The following is a 17,404-nucleotide window of genomic DNA, read 5'->3' as shown; positions in this document are numbered from 1 at the left end:
GGCCGGAGTGACCAGCGCGGCCGGTCTGTCGCTCGCGTTCGCCGGCGACTACCTCGGCACCTTCCTCGACGTGCCGACCTCCGCCGAGAGCGTGGCCCGTCGTGCTCGCTCCCGAGCGCGCGACGATAGGACGACATGGCCACGACGAGCGACGCCCCCGCGACCGGAGAGGCCGGCGGCACCTCCCTGCGCCGCCGCATCACCGGCCCGCTGCTCTACTTCTTCATCCTCGGCGACGTCCTCGGCGCGGGCATCTACGCCCTCATGGGCACGCTCTCGGCGGAGGTCGGCGGTGCCGTCTGGATGCCCCTCCTGCTCGCGCTCGGCCTCGCGCTGCTGACCGCCGGCTCCTACGCCGAGCTGGTGACCAAGTACCCGAAGGCGGGAGGCGCGGCGGTGTTCGCGCAGCGGGCGTTCAAGCGCCCGATCGTCTCGTTCCTGGTCGGCTTCGCCATGCTCGCGGCCGGAGTGACCAGCGCGGCCGGTCTGTCGCTCGCGTTCGCCGGCGACTACCTCGGCACCTTCCTCGACGTGCCGACCGTGCCGACGGCCATCGTCTTCCTGATCCTCGTCGCGTGCCTCAACGCGCGGGGCGTCGCGGAGTCGCTGCTCAGCAACACGGTGATGACCGTGATCGAGGTCGGCGGCCTGCTGATCGTGATCGGATGCGTCACGCTGCTCGTGGCGGGCGGAGGCGGCGACCTCGCCCGCACGGTCGAGCTCAGCTCCGAGCAGGCGCCGGCGCTGGCCGTGCTCGGCGCGGCGATCATCGCGTACTACTCCTTCGTCGGCTTCGAGACCTCGGCCAACATCGCCGAGGAGATCCGCGACCCCAGCCGCGTCTACCCGCGCGCGCTGTTCGGCTCGCTGCTGACGGCCGGTGCGGTGTACGTCCTGGTCGGCCTCGCGAGCTCGATCGCGCTGCCCGCCGACGAGCTGTCCGGATCCTCCGCCCCGCTGCTCGACGTCGTGACGGCGAGCGGAGCCGGGGTGCCGGCATGGCTGTTCAGCCTGATCGCGCTCGTCGCGGTCGCCAACGGAGCGCTGCTGACCATGATCATGGCGAGCCGCGTCACCTACGGCATGGCGAAGGACGGCCTCCTCCCGGACGTGCTCGGCCGGGTGCTGCCGAAGCGCCGCACGCCGTGGGTGGCCATCGCGGTGACCACGCTGGCGGCATGCCTCCTGACCCTGGTCGGCGATCTGGCGACCCTCGCCGAGACCGTGGTGCTGCTCCTCCTGCTGGTGTTCATCAGCACGAACGTCTCGGTGCTCGTGCTGCGGCGCGACAGGGTCGAGCACGACCACTTCCGCGTGTGGACGGCGATCCCCGTGCTCGGCATCGCCTCATGCGTGCTGCTCCTCAGCCAGCAGGACCCGATCGTCTGGCTCTACGCCGGGATCCTCCTCGTGGTCGGAGTCCTCGTGCACCTGGCGACCCGCCGCTCGTCCCGCCGCACCGCCTGATCCGCTGACGGTCCCGGCGGGGCCGCCGCTCCGCCGGACCGTCCCTCCCGACCGCCCCGTTCGCCCCGCGACCGGTCAAGCCCCTGGGCGGACGGCCGTCCGGGGCGTGGGATGGGGGGAACGGAAGGAGCACGAATGACCGACACACCCTCCCGCGAGGAGCTGCCGCTCCCCGACTGGAACGACATCCCGCTCGGCACGCTCGCGGAGCGCATCCGCCCGCTCGACGAGGCCGGCCTCGGCGCGCTGCTCGCCTACGAGGAGGCGCACGGGCACCGCCTGCCGGTGACGACGATCCTGCACTCGCGCCTCGAACAGCTGCGCGGGGGAGCGGAGCCGGCGGGCAGCGTGCCGGAGTCGCTGCCCGAGGTGTCCCGCTCGTCGTCCGGATCGCCGGTCTCGCCGGCGACGTCCGGTCCGCCGATCGACCCGCCCTCGCACGGAGTGCCGACGAACCCGGCTCAGCCGCGCTGACGGCGGCGGGCGGAGTCGCGGTCGCGGCGGCTCCGCCCCCGCCGCGCGCTGCCCAGGGCCTGCCCAGCGCGCACGGGCAGACTGTCCGGAGCCGATGACGGCGACCGGACGAGGGAGCAGTACCCGGAACGCGACAAGACTGACTCGTAGGAGCTGTCATGTCCTGGATCGTCCTCATCCTCTCCGGTGTCCTCGAGGCCGTGTGGGCTACCGCCCTCGGCAAGTCGGAGGGGTTCACCCGGCTCGGCCCGTCGGTCGTCTTCGGAGTCGGCGTCGTCGCGAGCATGGCCGGCCTCGCCTACGCGATGCGCGAGCTGCCCACCGGCACCGCGTACGCGGTCTGGGTCGGGATCGGCGCTTCGCTGACCGTGCTCTACGGCATGTTCTTCGGCGGCGAGGGCTTCTCGCTCGTGCGCACGCTGCTGGTCCTCGGGATCGTCGGCTGCGTCGTCGGCCTGAAGCTCGTGCACTGAACCGAGGCCCCCGTCCTCTCCTCCGCGAGAGCCGCTCCCGTACGCGACACGCCGACGGAGGCGCACCGGACTGGCATCTCGCCGAGGGTCCGAGGCCGGTGGTTGCAGGACGCCGCGCGTTCCGCCTAGGCTCGGCGCATCAGGGGAGAACGATCGTTCTACGGTTCTCCCCGCCCCCCCAAGGAGGACTCATGCCCACTCGTACCGCACGCACCGCCTGGAACGGCTCGCTCGAGACCGGCGAGGGCCAGGTCGAGCTCTCGAGCTCGAAGATCGGCACCTACGACGTCTCGTTCCCCAAGCGCGCCGCCGACGACGCCAACGGCTCGACCAGCCCCGAGGAGCTCCTCGCGGCCGCCCACTCCGCCTGCTACGCGATGCAGTTCTCGGCCGTCCTCGGCCAGGCCGGCGGCACCGTCGAGGCGCTCGACGTCCGCGCCGACGTCTCGCTCGGCCCGGACTCGGCCGGCGGATTCAAGCTCACCGGCATCAAGCTCATCGTGAGCGGCGAGGTCTCCGGCATCGACGAGGCCGCCTTCCTCAAGGCCGCCGACGAGGCCAAGGAGACCTGCCCCGTCAGCAAGGCGCTCACCGGAGTCGACATCACGCTCGACGCCACCTTCGAGGGCTGAGCCCCTCCGCTACGCCCCGAGCACCCCGTCGCGCACCGCGGCGGGGTGCTCGTGCGTCCGGCGCGGCCGCGGAGCGGCGTATCGAGACCCCCGCCCCCCACCGGCCGCCCGGCGCCCCCTGTCGTCAGACCGCCGCCGGCGCGTAGCGGAAGCCGGCGCCGAGGTGCTCCTCCGGCAGCCGGTCGCCGCGGCCGTGCAGCTTCTGGCGGAGGCTGCCCTCGACGTACTCCTCCGGGTACGCGCCGCGGCGGCGCAGCTCCGGCACGATGAACTCCACCACGTCCTCGAAGGTGCCGGGCGTGATCGCGTAGGCGAGGTTGAACCCGTCCACGTCGGTCTCCTCGACCCACTCCTGGAGGTGGTCGGCGACCTCCGCGGGCGAGCCGACGACGAACGGGCCGAGCCCGCCGATCACGCTGAGCTTGGCGATGTCGCGGACCTTCCACTCCGAGCCGTCCTCGTTCGCCTCCTGGAAGTTGGCGACGGCCGACTGGATCGCGTTGCTCTTCACGTTGCCGATCGGCTCGTCGAGGTCGTACTGCGACAGGTCGATGCCCATCCAGCCCGACATGAAGACCAGCGCCCCCTCCTCGCTCCCGTAGGAGAGGTAGTCGCGGTGCTTCTCGTGCGCGGCCTCGCTGGTCTCGGCGGTGATGATCGTCAGCAGCGTGTAGATCTTCGCGGAGTAGCGGTCGCGGCCGGCCGCCTCGAGGGCGTCGCGGATGCGCGAGACGGTCGCCTTCAGGCCGGCCTTCGTCGAGGACGCGACGAAGATCGCCTCCGCGTTGCCCGCCGCGAAGCGGATGCCGCGCGGTGACGCTCCCGCCTGGTAGATGACGGGGGTCCGCTGCACCGACGGCTCCGAGAGGTGGATGCCGGGGACGGTGAAGTTCTTGCCGCGGTGCCCGATCTCGTGCACCTTCGCCGGGTCGGTGAACACGCCGGACTCGCGGTCGCGGACGACCGCGTCGTCCTCCCACGACCCCTCCCACAGCTTGTAGAGCACCTCGAGGTACTCGTCGGCGACGTCGTAGCGGTCGTCGTGCTCGAGCTGGTCCTCGTGGCCCATGTTGCGGGCGGCGCTGGGGAGGTAGCCGGTGACGACGTTCCAGCCCACGCGGCCCTTCGTCAGATGGTCGAGCGTCGACATGCGCCGCGCGAACGGGTACGGGTGCTCGTAGGCGGTGCCCGCGGTGATGCCGAAGCCGAGGTGCTCGGTCGCGGCCGCCATCGCCGAGACGAGGAGGATCGGGTCGTTGACGGGGACCTGCGCGCCGTGGCGGATCGCCGCCTCGTTCGAGCCGCCGTAGACGTCGTAGGTGCCGAGCACGTCGGCGATGAAGATCCCGTCGAACGTGCCGCGCTCGAGCAGCTTCGCCAGGTCGGTCCAGTACGAGAGGTCCTTGTACCGCCAGGACTGGTCCTGGGGGTGGCGCCACATGCCCGAGGACTGGTGGGCGACGCAGTTCATGTCGAAGGCGTTGAAGCGGATCTGGCGGGTCATGGAGTCGATAGTGCCCAGCGGAGCCGCGAACGGGTACCGAGCGCGACGCACGGCGTCACAAAGCGACGCCCGTCGAGGCGCCCGGCGGGTCTGGGTGGTCGGCGACGTCCTCGACGAGCTGGCCGACCTCGCGGACCGCATCGGCAGCGCGATGATCGCGAGTCGGAACGGGTGATGCGCCGGGGCGCACCGCCCCCGTCCGCCGACCGGGCGGCTCCTCCTCCTACGCCAGCTCGCGCCCCAGGAAGCGCACGTGCTCGCCGATCTGGAACGCCTCGCCGCCCTCGTGGCCGTTGAAGGGGTAGACCCGGATCTCGCGGGGTCCGGCGTAGCGGTTGTAGGAGGCGTAGACGGTGGACGGCGGGCAGATGTCGTCGCGGAGCGCCACCGAGAACAGCGCGGGGGACTGCGCGTAGGGGGCGAAGGAGGTGCCGTCGAAGTACGAGAGGGTGTCGAACACGCGCGCCTCGGCGCCGCGGTGGGTGTGCAGGTACTGCACGATCTCGCCGTACGGCATCGTGTCGACCAGCCGCACGGCGTGCGGGATGTGGGAGAGGAACGGCACGTCGACGATCGCGGCGCGCGCCGCCTCCGACTCGCCGAGCAGGCCCAGGATCCCGGTGACGGCGAGAGCGATCCCGCCTCCCTGGCTGCCGCCCGAGACGGCCACGCGGGAGGCGTCGACCGCGGGGTGCGCGCGCAGCACGTCGAGCGCTCGGACGGCGTCGGTGAAGACGCGGCGGTAGAAGTGCTCCGCGGGCGACTCGATGCCCTGCGTCATGAAGCCGGAGACGTGCGGCCCGCTGCCCACCGGGTCGGGCGTGGCTCCGGAGCGGTGCCCGGACCCCTGGCCGCGGGTGTCCATGACCAGGTGCGCGTAGCCGGCGGCCGACATCGCGGTCCACTCCGCGAGCTGCCCGCGGCCGCCTCCGTAGCCGATGAAGGTCACGAGCCCGGGGAGGGGGCCCTCGACGCCGCGGGGGAGGATCAGCCACGCGCGGATCGGGTGGCCGCCGAAGCCGGAGTAGGTGACGTCGAAGGTGTCGAGCAGTCCGAAACCGGCGTCGACCCGCTCGAGGCGCGGCTCGGTCGCGACGGCCCTCGCCTCGGCGATCGTGTCGCGCCAGAACTCGGCGAACCCGGCGGGCTCGGCGATCTCGGGGGCGTACTGCTCGAGGAGGTCGAGCGGGAGGTCGTACTGCGGCATCACGGACTCCTTCTCGGGCAGCGGCGCCCGAGGATCGAGGCTACTGGAGGGACGGGCCCACCTGTGTGCGGCGTGGGAGAACGCCGCAGAGCGGAATGCCGGGGCACCCTCCGCGTTCTCCTCAGCATGACGACGTACGGAATCATCGGAGCAGGCAACATCGGCAGCCAGGTCGCACGGGCGGTCATCGCCCTCGGGGACGAGGTGGTCATCGCGAACTCGCGCGGCCCCGAGACCCTCGCCGACCTCATCGCGGAGCTCGGCCCGAAGGCCCGCGCCGCCACGGCACAGGAGGCGGCCGAGGCCGCCGAGATCGCCGTCGTGACGGTGCCGCTGAAGAACCTCGAGGAGGTGCCGGTGGCCCCGCTCGCCGGCAAGATCGTCCTCGACACGAACAACTACTACTTCGAGCGCGACGGCCGCATCGAGGCGCTCGACAAGGGCGAGACCACGACCAGCGAGATGCTCCAGCAGCACCTCCCGGAGTCGAAGGTCGTCAAGGCGTTCAACCACATCATGGCCGCCGACATCACCACCGACGGCACCCCGGCCGGCACGCCCGACCGCCGCGCTCTCGCGACGTCGAGCGACTACCCCGAGGCGATCCACTTCGTGACCGACCTCTACGACCGGATCGGCTTCGACACCGTCGCGATCACGCCGCTGAGCGAGTCGTGGCGCGTCGAGCGCGACCGCCCCGCCTACGTGGTGCGGCAGAACCGCGAGGAGCTCGAGGCCAACCTCGCGAAGGCCCCCCGCACGGTCTGATCCAGTCTCTCGGAGGGGAGCGGTGCTGCGGCGCCGCTCCCCTTTCTGCCTGTCCGGACGGCCTCCGGAGGCGCGCCCGGGACGGCCCCCTCGGCGCTCGCCGCCGCCGGGCCTGCGATAGTCGAGAGGACCAGCCACGCACCAGAGAGCCCCGATCGGGCTCCGAGAGGAGAGGCCTGCCATGCCCTCGACACCCCGTTCCGTCCCCTCCCGATCCGAGCTCTCGCGCCGCAGCGTCGTGATCGGCGGTCTCGCGGTGCTCCCGCTGCTCAGCGCCTGCACGCCCGACTCCTCCGCTCCGGACGACGCCCAGCAGGAGGCGCCCCGCACCCGCACCGCGGCTCCGAGCGGGCCGGTGGCGCTCGCCCCGGACGCGCTCGCCGCGAGCGCGGCCCTGTTCGCCGCGGCTCCGCTGGTCGTCCTGGTCGAGGACGTCGCCGAGTCGCGCCTGCGCGCCGCCCAGGTGAGCATCGCCTGGGGCGTGCCGCTGCTGGTCGGCTCGGCGGGATCCGGAGCGACGGCCGCCCCGACCGCGGACGCCGCGGCCGCGGGATCCACGGCTTCCGAGACGCCGTCCGACTCCGCGACGCCGTCGGACTCGGCGACGCCGTCCGACTCCGCGACCCCGTCCGTCGCTCCGTCCTCCACCGCTCCGACCTCCGACGCCCTCGCCGCCGAGTTCGCCCGCCTCGGCGTGACCCGCGTGCTCGCGATCGGCGACGTCACCGCGCCCGAGGGCGTCGACGTCGTCGCCTCCGCCTCCGACGCGGCCGCCCTCAGCACCGCGTCCGGCGTGACCGTGACCGACCTGGCGCTCGCCGACCTCGCCGCCGCCGCGCCGTCCACCGCCTCCGACGCTCCGTTCGGCGCCCTCCCGGCCCGGGCCGACGCCCTGACCGGCCTGCACGCCCTCGCCCGCGCGCAGGACGCCGACATCGCCGCGCTGGCGACCGCCCGCGCGGCCGGCGTGCCCGTCACCGTGGTCGACGGCGACGACCTGCTCGCCTCGGGCGGAGCCGTGACCGCGATCGCCGAGGCCGACGCCTCCTGCACGCTGCTGCTCGGCCCCGTGCTCGCCGCCCAGCCCGAGCCCGAGTGGGCCGTGCGCGCGGCCGCGAGCGGCTGGCAGCTGCCGGGCGGCGGCCAGCGGATGTTCGGCGGGCACCTCTTCGTCGCGATCTACGGCACTCCGGGCGCTCCCGTCCTCGGCGTGCTGGGGGAGCAGGGCCTCGAGCCCACGATCGCGCGGGCGGAGGCGGTGGCCGAGCCGTACCGGGCGCTCACCGACAAGCAGGTCGTGCCGAGCCTCGAGATCATCACCACGGTCGCGGCGGGCGACCCCGGCAAGGACGGCGACTACTCCAACGAGCTCGACGCCGCCGACATCCGCCCCTACATCGACGCGGCGCAGGCGGCGGGGATGTACGTGGTGCTCGACCTGCAGTCGGGGCTGACCGACTTCCTCACCCAGGCCAAGCAGTACGCGGATCTGCTGACGCTGCCCAACGTCGGCCTCGCGCTCGACCCGGAGTGGCGCCTGCTGCCCGGCCAGAAGCCGCTGGAGCAGATCGGGCGCGTCTCGGCCGCCGAGGTCGACAGCGTGTCGGAGTGGCTGGCCGACCTGGTGCAGAGCGAGGGGCTGCCGCCGAAGATGTTCGTGCTGCACCAGTTCCGGCTGTCGATGCTGCAGGACCGCGACAGCATCCGCCGCGACCGGCCCGAGCTGGAGTTCCTCATCCACGTCGACGGCCAGGGCTCGCAGCCCGACAAGCAGGCGACCTGGGACGCGCTGCACGAGGGCGCCCCCGAGGGCATCGGCTGGGGCTGGAAGAACTTCTACGACGAGGACGCGCCCATGCTCACCCCCGCCGAGACCATGGCCGAGGTGCGCCCCCTCCCCGACCTCGTCACCTACCAGTAGGCGGAGCCCGAGGGCGGGCGTCAGCGGCGCAGGAGCTCGCCGGAGACGACGCCCGCCTCGACCTCCTCGAGGGCACGGCCGCGGGTCTCGGGCACGCGCTTCCAGATGAAGGCGAGCGCGAGCAGGCCGACGGCGCCGAACAGGAAGAACGTTCCGGTGATGCCGACGCCGGAGACGAGGGTGGGGAAGAACAGGCCGAGCACCGCGTTCGTGATCCAGTGGCAGAAGATCGCGGTGCCGACGCCGACGCCGCGGATCCGCAGCGGGAAGATCTCGGACAGCATCACCCAGGTGACGATGTTGAGGAACGTCTGCATGCTCCCCACGAACGCGACGACCAGCACCAGGATCACGTACGGCCGCGCCGGGTTCCCCACGGGGAGCGCGACGGAGGCGATGCCGATCAGGAAGTGCATCGCGGTGGTCAGGGAGTAGCCGAGCAGGAGGGTCGTGCGGCGGTTCATCGTCTGCATGAGCCGCAGCCCGATCAGGCCGCCGATCACGGCGATCGCCCCGGGCGCGATGTTGGCGACGAGCGCGCCGTCGTGGTCGAAGCCCGCCTCCTTCAGCACCGACTGGCCGTAGTACATGATCGAGTTGATGCCGGTGAGCTGCTGGGCGACCCCGATCCCGATGCCCACCAGCAGGATGCGCACCGCCCAGCGCTCGCGCAGCGCCTGCAGCAGGGGGATCCTCGGGCCGTCCTTCGCGCCGATCGAGCGGGCGATGGTCTCCGCCTCCGCGTGGGCCCGGTCGGGCGTCCGGATGGTGGTGAGCACGCCGAGCGCCTCGTCGCGGCGGCCGTGCGCGATCAGCCAGCGCGGCGACTCCGGGACCCGGGTCATGCCCAGCAGGAGCGCTGCGGCGGGGAGCGCGGCGACGGCGAGCATGATCCGCCAGACGCCGGGCAGCTCGCCCCAGACGGTGCCGATGACGGCGTTGGCCACGAAGGCGGCGAGCTGGCCGATCACGATCATCAGCTCGTTGCGGCCGGCGAGCGATCCGCGGATCTCGGAGGGGGAGATCTCGGAGAGGTAGATCGGCACGACCACCGAGGCGCCGCCGACGGCCAGTCCGAGGACCGCCCGCCCGAGGACCATCACGCCGAAGCCCGGCGCCACCACGCAGACCAGGGCGCCGACGAGGAAGAGCACGGCGAGCAGGCGGATCGTGGTCCGCCTCCCGAGGGCGTCGGCGAGGCGTCCGCCCGAGATCGCGCCGATCGCGGCGGCGAAGAGGAGCGAGCTGGTGACGACCCCCTCTGTCAGCGCGGTGAGGCCCAGCTCGGCCGACATCGGCTCGAGGGCGCCGTTGATGACGCCGGTGTCGTAGCCGAAGAGGAGGCCGCCGAGGGTCGCGATGAGCGCGATGAGGCCGAGACGCCGAGTCGGCGCCTCCAGGGAGGTGGTGGTCATCCGCTCACTCTGACGCATGGCCGCGCGGTGAGGGAACCCTGGACCGTCGGGGGAACCCGGTGTAGCGGGTCCCCCCGACGGCCCGGCGTCCCCTCGGCGGCACGGAGGGGGAGGGAGCGAGCGGAGGGGGTGCTCAGGAGGAGACGCGCGCGCCCTCGCGCAGGCCCTCCTCCTTGGCCTGCTGCACCAGGGCGGCGATGCGGCGGCGCGAGCGCGAGCGCCCGGCGAGCAGCGCCGCGAGGATGAGGGCGACGCCGAGGATCACGAGCAGCTGCGGGACCGGCACGGCGGCGACCGTGATCGACTCCGTCACGGGAGCGGTGGCGACCGGCTCCTGATCGGCGGCGGCGACGGTCGGTGCGATGGTCAGGTCGGCGCCGACTCCGAAGAGGGGCCAGATGCCGTCGAGCTGCACCGAGACGCTGCGCCGGTCGCCGGGCAGCAGCTCCTGCTGGGGCGCGTCGGCCGCGACGACGGGGGCGGTGGCGCCCTGGGCGCTCGCCGTGCCGTCGAGCAGCAGGCGCACGTTGCCGGTGTTCACCACGTCGGCGACGAGCGAGAGGGAGCCGGGCTGGAACGGGTTCCAGGAGAGGCGGTAGTCGCTGGCCAGGTCCTCGACGGAGAAGGAGGGGGTCACCTCGCCGGTCACGCGGGTCATCACGCGGAAGCCGATGCGGCTCTCCAGTCCGACGTTCGCGCCTCCCGCCTCGGTGCCCTGCGAGAGCACGGAGGCGGCGATGCCGGCGGCGTGGTCGCCGGGGGTGGCGTTGTCGGGGACCGTCACGGTGAACGGCACCACGCCGCTGCTGCCCGGATCGACGGTCACGGTCTCGGGGGCGGAGATCCACAGCCCGGCGTCGACCGACTCCTGGTCGGAGTTGAGCATGTTGAAGCGGCCGGTGTCGGTGAAGTAGCCGTCGGCGCTGGTGATGCTGAAGGTCACGGGCTGGTCGCTGAGGTTCCGCACGACCGCCTCGTCCGAGGCGCTCGCGCCGGGGGCGAGCTCGAGCTCGACCCACGCGCGCTTGTCGGGGACGCCGTCGGTGGAGGGGCTGACCGCCCAGGTGATCGCTCCGTCGGCCGCGACGGCCTGCGGGGCGACGCCCGCGCCGAGGAGGGCGACGACCAGCGCGAGCAGCGCGGGGAGGAGCGGGCGGCGGGGAGCGGCGGAGCGGCGCGGAGCAGTCATCAGAACCTCATGGTCGCACGGGGGAAGCACGACGCGGCCGGGCGGGCGGGCCCGGCCGCGTCGGCCGTGGTGGGATCGCGGCCGGGGGAGTGCGTCCCCCGGCCGCGACGGGTCACTCGAAGAGCGACAGGGTGATGGTGGACGAGTACGCGCCGGCGTCCACGTTCACGGGGGTGCGGAGGAAGAGGTCGGCGTCGGCGCTCCAGGAGCCCTCGGGGTTGACCTGCTGGGAGTTGCTGGCGACGATCGCGAGCAGCTCCTCGCCCTTCAGGCCCTGGCCGTTGGCGCCGCCGTCGATGGCGGTGTCGACGACCTGGCCCGCGGCGACCTCGCCCAGCTCGCCGCCGTCGACGAGAGCCGGGGCCCAGCCCAGGTTCTCGGCGCCGATGATGGAGCCGTCGGCCGAGGTGAAGTCGTCGGCGGTGCCGAGGACGTACCAGGCGGAGTCGGGGGAGACGTCCTCGGCGTCACGGGTGTCGGTGACCGTGACGGTCGGCAGGGTGCCGGTGAACTGGCGGCGGACGTTGTCCGAGCCGTCCTCGGCCAGGGTCGTCGAGTCGCCGGCGACGGTCATCGAGAGGGCGCCGGTCCCGGGGAGTTCGGCGATGTCGACGTTGACGTCGACGTCGTCGCTGCCGTAGTTGACGTCGTCGGCGGCGAAGGCCGTTCCGGCGACTCCGAGCAGGAGGACGCCTCCGGCCAGTCCGGCGGCTCCGCGGATCAGAAGGGATCGGGTGTTCATGTCGGGTGTTCTCCGTTCTCCGGCCGGCGTCGTCGCCGGCTCGATCTCAGTGGGTGTGGGTCGTGCCCGCGGGTCAGCTGCAGCCGGCCGCGGAGTAGGGGGCGGTCGAGGAGGCCGTGGCCGGCTTCCCGTTGACGAACGCGGTCGCCGTGGCGGTCGCGGATCCGTCGGTCACGCTCGTCGCCCGGGTGGTGAAGGCGGCCGAGACGGTGGCGCCGGGAGCGACGTCGGCGAAGCTCTTGGAGCCCCACGTCGTGCCGATCACGATCTTCGCAGCGAAGGCGTTCGGGTTCGTGGCGGTCGCGGTGACGACGATCCTCCCGGCGACGCAGCGCGTCGTGGAGGTCGTGGTCACGGCGATCGCGGGTGCCGAGTCGGTCACGGGACCGACGGAGGCGGAGGCCGTCGCCGGCGTCCACTGCGGCTTCGCGGCGGTCACGGCCACCGAGATCGTCGCTCCGCGGTCGGCGGCGGTGAGCGTGTAGCTCGACGCCGTCGCCCCGCTGATCGCGGTCCCGCCGCGCTTCCACTGGAAGCCGGTCGCCGTCCACGGGGAGGAGGCGGAGGCGGTCAGCGTGCTGCCCACCGTCGCCTTCCCCGTGATCGAGGCCGCGAGCGGCGCGGTGTCGACGATCGTCTGCGCCGCGACGCTGGTGAGGGTCGGGACGACCTTCTGCATGAGACCGGTCGTCTTGTCGAAGGTCACCCGGTCGATCGTCGTCTCGCGGTGCTGGCCGTCTCCGCCGGGGATGGCGAAGCGGTGGTAGGCGATGTACCAGTCGTCCGTGCCGGGCACGTTGACGATCGAGTTGTGGCCCGTGGCGAGGATGCCCTGCGACGGGTCCTTCTCGAGGATCACGCCGCGATAGGTCCACGGTCCGTCGACGCTGGTCGAGGTCGCATAGCCGACCTTGTAGTTCTCGGAGCCGGTGTCGTCGATCGAGTAGGTGAGGTGGTACAGGCCGTCGCGGTAGTTCAGGAACGAGCCCTCGCGGAAGTCGGTCAGACCGCTGATCTTCTTGATCGTGCCGGTCTTGATCGAGAGCATGTCGTCGGACAGCTCCCCGTAGAGCGGGTCGCCGTTGCCCCAGAAGAGGTAGCTCTTGCCGGTCTTCGGGTCGGTGAACGCGGCGGGGTCGATCGCCTGGCCGGACCGCACGGACTCGCCGTTGGTGATCATCGCGGTCGGCTGCGCCGTGAACGGGCCCATCGGGCTGTCCGCGACGGCGACTCCGATCGTCTTGCGGTTCAGCGAGGAGTTCTCGCCGGAGAAGTAGAAGTAGTACTTCCCGTTCTTCTCGATGATCGTCGGCGCCCAGGCGTTGCCGGTCGCCCACGGCACGTTGCCGTTCGCGCCGTCGAGCGTCAGGAAGGGCTGCTCCGAGCGGGTCCAGTCGATGAGGTTCTTCGAGGACCAGGCGTAGAAGGTCTTGCCGCCCCAGCCGGCGAAGCCGTCCGAGGTCGCGTACAGGTAGTAGGTGTCGCCGAAGACCGCGATGTTCGGGTCGGCGTTCAGGCCTGCGAGGACGGGGGACTTCATGACGACGGCCTTCAGGGTCCAGGTGGTCGCGGTGCCGCCGGCGGCCGGCGTGAGCACGACCGTCTGCGGGGTGGAGAGGTCGCGGACGGTGCCGGAGGCGGGGCTCGCCGTGACTCCCGCCGCGGTGGAGAAGGTCGGGGTGAGCTTCGTCAGGTCGGTCCCCGGCTTCACCGGGAAGGTGACCGTCCTGCTCGCCGAGTCGACGATCGGGGCCGTCTTCAGGACGTCGCCGCTGAGCGACAGGTCGACCAGGGCCGACGTGTTGCCGGAGGCGGCGAGCACCTCGGAGGCGCTGAGGGCCCGGTTGTAGACCGAGAACTCGCGGATCTGGCCGCGGAAGCGGTTGTCGGCGTCGTAGTTCGAGCGCCCGATGTAGTTCGCTGAGGTGGAGCCGCCGCCGATGTCCTTCGGGTCGGTCGTGACGGTGCCGCTGGCGACCTTCACTCCGTCGAGGTAGATCGTGCCGGTGGTGCCGGAGAGCGTGTACGTCAGGTGCGCCCAGGTGCCGCGGGGGAGGGCCGAGCCACCGGCGACGGTCTGCTCGGTGGTGTAGTTCCCGGTCGCGATGCTGGTGCGGTAGTTGTTGCCCGAGGTGAAGAGGTAGCCGTCGCCGGCGCCGTTCGTGGTGTTGCCCAGGCCGTAGAGGAAGTAGGCGCCGCCCTGCGCGGGGTCGATCCAGACGTCGGACTGGATGGTGAGGTCCGTCACTCCGGCGAGCAGGTCGTTCGGCAGCTTGACGTAGTCGTCGGTGCCGTCGAGCTGCAGGGCGCCGTCCTTCCAGGTGCCACCCGAGGGCAGCGTGCCGTTCTGGTTGTTGCCCGAGCTGTCGCGCACCGTGATGCCCGAGCCGCCGTCGAAGGTGTAGCGGAGGATCTCGCCGGCCGCGTTGACCGGCTTCGCGGCGGGGCCGGTGCTGCTGGTGCCGTAGGCGGCCGTCAGGCGCGCCTCCTCGGCGCTCGAGAGGCGGAGCACCGAGCCGTGGCGGAAGGGCTTCGAGAACGAGTACGTGTTCGCGCCGGTGGTGCCGACAGGAAGCGCCGTGAACCGCATGTCCGCGAGGGTGTCGGTGACGTAGGCGGAGTAGCCGAACGAGTCGCCCATGACGACCCAGCGGCCGTCGGGCAGCTGGTAGACGGTGAGGCCCTCGAGGTGGTCGGAGAGGCCGCGGGACTTCTCCTCGCCGAAGCCGATCACGCGGGTCCAGGGGCCGGCGAGACTCGGGGCCTTGTCGACGACCGTGCGCCAGTCGGCGGTGGAGAAGCGGTAGTACGTGTCCCCCTCCTTCGCGATGGTCGTGTCGATGATGCTGCCGCGGCTCCCGCCGCCGGCGGCGGGGTTCTCGTCCAGCCAGACCTTCGGGGTGGAGAAGCCGACGAAGTCGCGCGTGGTCGAGACGTAGACGCGCTGGGCGGAGGCTCCGCCGGTCAGCGTCTTGTCGCGGGCGGCCCAGTAGACGTAGTACTGGCCGGTCGTGTCGTCCCAGATCGCCTCGGGCGCCCAGACGTTGCCCGCGTCGGGGAAGCCGGCGAAGACGATGCTCTGATCGCTCCAGTTCACGAGGTCCGTCGAGCGCCAGACGACGAGGTTCTTGCTCGCGTTGGTCTGGTCCCAGGTGCCGCCGGGAGCGGTGCCCTCGGCGTGCAGGTCGGTGCCGATGATCCAGTACTCGTCGCCGGTGGGGGAGCGCACGAGGTGCGGATCGCGGACGCCGAGGGTGCCGCCGAGGTTGGCGAGCACGGCCTTGTCGTTGTTGAGCTTCGACCAGTGCAGACCGTCGGTGCTGGAGCCGAAGTAGATCTTCTCGTAGTCGGTCGAGGCGAAGTGGGTCCAGAGGTAGCCCGCGTCGTACTCGGTGTCGAGGTCCGCGGGAGCCGCGGTCACCGTGACGGGCAGCTGCCGGGTCGCGGTCGTGCCGGCGATCGTCGCGGTGAGCGTGATGGGCGTGGCGGCGGACTGGCGCTTCACGACACCGGTCGTGCTGAGCACGGCCGTGTTCGAGGAGGCCCAGGCGACGTCGTAGGAGCCGGCCTTCGCGGGCAGCGTCACGTTGCCGCGGACGTCGCCGGGGTTGACGATCGAGAGGGCGTCCAGCGCCTTCTGGGCGTCGGCGTTCACGTCCTTGGCGGGCACGGTGGCGGTGAAGGTGCGGGTGGCCGTGGCCGAGCCGCGGGTCGTCGTGGCGGTCAGCTCGACCGAGGCGACCCCGGTCGCGGGCGGCGTGACGACTCCGCTGGTCGAGACGACCGCGGAGTTGCTCGAGGCCCAGACGATGGCGGAGCCGTTGGGGCCGGTCGTCGGGAAGGTGAGGTTCGCGGAGACCGAGGAGAGGCTCCCGAGGTCCAGGGCGGCGGAGTCGCGGGAGACGCGCGTGCTGTCCGGGGCCTGGAGGGTCGCGACGTCGGCCGCGCTGAGCGCCGTGCTGTAGACGCGGAAGTCGCGGACCGAGCCGGCGAGGGTCTTGTCCGCCGTGTAGACGGAGCGGCCGATCGCGTTCGCGGTGGTGGTGCCGTTGCCGATCGCGGCGGGAGTGATGGTCACTCCTGTCTGCTGCGCGACCTGGGTGCCGTCGAGGTAGAGGCGTGCGGTGTCGCTCGCGTCGTCGAGCGTGTAGGTGAGGGTCTTCCAGACGCTGCGCGCGAGGTTCGCGTTGGAGTTGACGGTCTGCTCGGTGGTCCAGTTGCCGGTGGCGATCGAGGCTTTGTAGCCGTTGCCCGTCGTGTAGAGGTAGCCGTTCCCGGCGCCGTTCGTCGTGTTGCCGAGGCCCCAGATGAAGTAGGGCGTGCCCTGGTTCGCGTTCACCAGGACCTCGGTGCTGACCGTGATCGAGTTCAGGCCCGCGAGCAGGTCGTCGGGCAGCTTGACGTAGTCGTCGGTCCCGTCGAGGGCGACGCCCGCGGCTCCGCGAGGAGCGGCTCCGTTGACGAGCGTGCCGGTGCGGCCCTTGCCCGAGCTGTCGGCGACGGTCGTGCCGCTCGTCTCGTCGAGCGCGTAGCGCAGGACGAGGCTGTCGGAGGGAGCGGCGCTCGCCGATTGGGCCGTCAGAAGGGGGACGGTGAGGGCCACGGCCGTCACGAGGACGAGTGGTCGCAGGAAAGGCTTCATCGCGCTTTGCTCCAGGGTCGGCACCATTGCTGAGGGGAGGGAGTGTGCCGGCTTCGTACGCGGCGATGTTCACGGTAACACTATGTTGACGTCAACGTGAAGAGCCTAACCGGATCATTTCCCGACACTCCAGAGAAGAGGCGAACCGGTTCGACGAATCCCGAGCGCATCCTGGAGCGACGCGGACGCCGATGTCCGGTCGGATCAGCCGCGGTCGACGTCGCGCGAACGGCTCAGCGCGCGGTCCATCGCCCTCAGCGTCCGGAAGCCGGCCCGCTCGGCCACGACCGCGCGAGCCGAGGGCGAGAGCGACGGGCTCGCGGCGAGCAGCGACGCGGCGAGGTGCACGCGCCGCTCGCGGAGGGTCGCGGCCACGGTCGTGCCCCGGCGATGGAAGGCGCGGTCCAGTGTCGCCCGCGAGACGCCGAGCCGCATCGCGAGAACGCCGGCGGTGAAGTCCGCATCACCCGCCTCCGCGTCGATGACGGCGATCGCGCGGAGGAGGACGCCCTCGAGTCCGTCCTCGGGACGGGCAGGCGGCAGGCTCTGCTTGATCAGGGCCGACGCGGTCGCCTCGAGCGCCCGGCGCAGCTCGCTGAAGCCGGGATCGCCCGCCGAGAGGTCCGCGTTGAGGGTCGCGTTGACGAGGGAGACGAAGGCGCCGCTGTAGCTGTCGACGGCGAGCAGCGTGCAGGACGGCCCGCCGGACTGTGCGCTCGTGAGGCCGAGCCTGCCCCAGGACGTCCTCAGCGCCAGCCAGGCGGAGTCCTCCTCCGCCCGGAACCGAGCGGAATCGTCGCGCCGGAGGAGGGCGAGCCCGCCGGGCCGCAGACGAGCGGCCTCGAGAGGACCGTCGACGACGATCTCGCCGGCGACCGGGACGATCAGGTCGACCTCGGCCCGGTCGCCGGCGAGATCGTCGTCGACGGTCCTCTCGAGGCCGCTCGTCTGCGGCCCGGCGGGCTCGCCC

14 protein-coding genes and 1 riboswitch are annotated in these 17,404 nt (G+C 72.1%); of the genes, 7 read left to right on the top strand and 7 right to left on the bottom strand.

Annotated features, from left to right (window positions below; translation table 11 throughout):
* Positions 1–135 precede the first annotated feature (135 nt).
* From C5C10_RS16620 to C5C10_RS16605, 4 genes are all read left to right on the top strand, one after another.
* Complete coding sequence (locus C5C10_RS16620; RefSeq protein ID WP_104329816.1) at positions 136–1,467, top strand: APC family permease; 1,332 nt, start codon at positions 136–138, stop codon at positions 1,465–1,467.
* A 135-nt stretch (positions 1,468–1,602) separates the two neighbouring features.
* On the top strand, positions 1,603–1,941 hold the full coding sequence (locus C5C10_RS16615) for a hypothetical protein (protein WP_104329815.1): 339 nt from the start codon (positions 1,603–1,605) through the stop codon (positions 1,939–1,941).
* 85 nt (positions 1,942–2,026) lie between these two features.
* Positions 2,027–2,090, top strand: a riboswitch (guanidine-III (ykkC-III) riboswitch).
* A 9-nt stretch (positions 2,091–2,099) separates the two neighbouring features.
* Positions 2,100–2,414 carry a multidrug efflux SMR transporter gene (locus tag C5C10_RS16610; RefSeq protein ID WP_104222377.1) on the top strand — a complete coding sequence of 105 codons (315 nt, stop codon included), beginning with the start codon at positions 2,100–2,102 and terminating at the stop codon, positions 2,412–2,414.
* A gap of 191 nt (positions 2,415–2,605) precedes the next feature.
* Positions 2,606–3,046 (top strand): OsmC family peroxiredoxin, encoded by a 441-nt coding sequence (locus tag C5C10_RS16605; protein WP_104222378.1) that lies wholly within the window; start codon positions 2,606–2,608, stop codon positions 3,044–3,046.
* Positions 3,047–3,170: 124 nt separating this feature from the next.
* On the opposite strand, the gene C5C10_RS16600 is transcribed toward C5C10_RS16605, so the two are convergent.
* Positions 3,171–4,550, bottom strand: a complete 1,380-nt coding sequence (locus C5C10_RS16600) for an LLM class flavin-dependent oxidoreductase (RefSeq protein ID WP_104247810.1) — start codon at positions 4,548–4,550, stop codon at positions 3,171–3,173.
* 10 nt (positions 4,551–4,560) lie between these two features.
* Between C5C10_RS16600 and C5C10_RS17965 the strand changes: the two genes are divergently transcribed.
* Positions 4,561–4,725: a hypothetical protein gene (locus tag C5C10_RS17965; RefSeq protein WP_181073502.1), complete on the top strand. Its 165-nt coding sequence runs from the start codon at positions 4,561–4,563 to the stop codon at positions 4,723–4,725.
* 48 nt (positions 4,726–4,773) lie between these two features.
* On the opposite strand, the gene C5C10_RS16595 is transcribed toward C5C10_RS17965, so the two are convergent.
* Complete coding sequence (locus C5C10_RS16595; RefSeq protein ID WP_104295802.1) at positions 4,774–5,757, bottom strand: acetylxylan esterase; 984 nt, start codon at positions 5,755–5,757, stop codon at positions 4,774–4,776.
* A 126-nt stretch (positions 5,758–5,883) separates the two neighbouring features.
* Here C5C10_RS16595 and C5C10_RS16590 point away from each other — a divergent pair, with 126 nt between their 5' ends.
* Both C5C10_RS16590 and C5C10_RS16585 read left to right on the top strand, forming a co-directional pair.
* Positions 5,884–6,525: an NADPH-dependent F420 reductase gene (locus C5C10_RS16590; protein ID WP_104227021.1), complete on the top strand. Its 642-nt coding sequence runs from the start codon at positions 5,884–5,886 to the stop codon at positions 6,523–6,525.
* A gap of 181 nt (positions 6,526–6,706) precedes the next feature.
* The gene (locus tag C5C10_RS16585; RefSeq protein WP_104329814.1) at positions 6,707–8,446 is read left to right on the top strand and encodes a hypothetical protein; all 1,740 of its coding nucleotides are present in this window, start codon (positions 6,707–6,709) and stop codon (positions 8,444–8,446) included.
* Between the two features lie 20 nt (positions 8,447–8,466).
* Here C5C10_RS16585 and C5C10_RS16580 read toward each other — a convergent pair whose 3' ends face one another.
* The 5 genes from C5C10_RS16580 to C5C10_RS16560 all read right to left on the bottom strand — a co-directional run.
* The gene (locus tag C5C10_RS16580; protein ID WP_258060631.1) at positions 8,467–9,861 is read right to left on the bottom strand and encodes a sugar porter family MFS transporter; all 1,395 of its coding nucleotides are present in this window, start codon (positions 9,859–9,861) and stop codon (positions 8,467–8,469) included.
* A gap of 133 nt (positions 9,862–9,994) precedes the next feature.
* Positions 9,995–11,050, bottom strand: coding sequence for a WxL protein peptidoglycan domain-containing protein (locus tag C5C10_RS16575; RefSeq protein WP_104329812.1), 1,056 nt, complete (start codon positions 11,048–11,050; stop codon positions 9,995–9,997).
* A 112-nt stretch (positions 11,051–11,162) separates the two neighbouring features.
* The gene (locus tag C5C10_RS16570) at positions 11,163–11,792 is read right to left on the bottom strand and encodes a hypothetical protein (protein WP_104282980.1); all 630 of its coding nucleotides are present in this window, start codon (positions 11,790–11,792) and stop codon (positions 11,163–11,165) included.
* A 73-nt stretch (positions 11,793–11,865) separates the two neighbouring features.
* A complete protein-coding gene (locus C5C10_RS16565; RefSeq protein ID WP_181073501.1) occupies positions 11,866–16,434 on the bottom strand; it encodes a family 43 glycosylhydrolase in 4,569 nt (1,522 codons plus the stop codon).
* Between the two features lie 204 nt (positions 16,435–16,638).
* Positions 16,639–17,404, bottom strand: a 766-nt coding sequence (locus C5C10_RS16560) for a helix-turn-helix domain-containing protein (protein ID WP_146082189.1), incomplete at its 5' end; no start/stop codon positions are given.

Origin of the sequence: Rathayibacter sp. AY1A3 (assembly GCF_002930975.1) — a bacterium.
Classification (GTDB): domain Bacteria; phylum Actinomycetota; class Actinomycetes; order Actinomycetales; family Microbacteriaceae; genus Rathayibacter.
The sequence above is the reverse complement of the archived record's forward strand: the minus strand, read 5'-3'. Positions and strand labels throughout refer to the sequence as shown.